The sequence below is a fragment of the Micromonospora deserti genome (assembly GCF_003236335.1).
Taxonomy (GTDB): Bacteria; Actinomycetota; Actinomycetes; order Mycobacteriales; family Micromonosporaceae; genus Micromonospora; species Micromonospora deserti.
In genome coordinates this window covers 1-436 of record NZ_POUB01000576.1, presented here as the reverse complement: position 1 = coordinate 436, position 436 = coordinate 1, and the positions used below count along the sequence as shown (strand labels likewise).

At 24.8% G+C, this 436-nt stretch carries 1 protein-coding gene; it reads left to right on the top strand.

Translation table 11 applies throughout. From position 1 onward, the window contains the following. Window positions 1-436 (top strand): glycosyltransferase family protein (locus C1I99_RS31990; protein WP_438941476.1); only part of this gene is annotated, 436 nt, incomplete at both ends.

The window sequence follows — 436 nt, the reverse complement described above, 5'->3', positions numbered from 1 at the left end:
GAAGAAGTGTTTTAGATGAAATAGGATATTTTGATGAAGAACTTGTTAGAAATCAGGATGATGAAATAAATTATAGAGTTGTTAAAAATGGATATAAAATATTACTCTCTCCAGAAATTAAATCTTCCTATTATAGTAGGGATTCGTTGAAAAAATTATGGAGACAATATTTTCAATATGGATTTTGGAAAGTAAAAGTTATGCAAAAACATGGTAAAACGGCGTCTATAAGACATTTGGTACCTATGTCTTTTGTATTAACCAATATATTAGGATTTTTATTAGGAATCTTTTTTAAGCCTATTTTTATTTTATGGGTTATAGAATTACTGACTTATTTATTAAGTGATTTAATATTTTCTTATAGAGTCAGTAAAGATGAAAAAGGTGTGTTGAAATATATACCAATAATTTTTCCAATATTACATATTAGTTA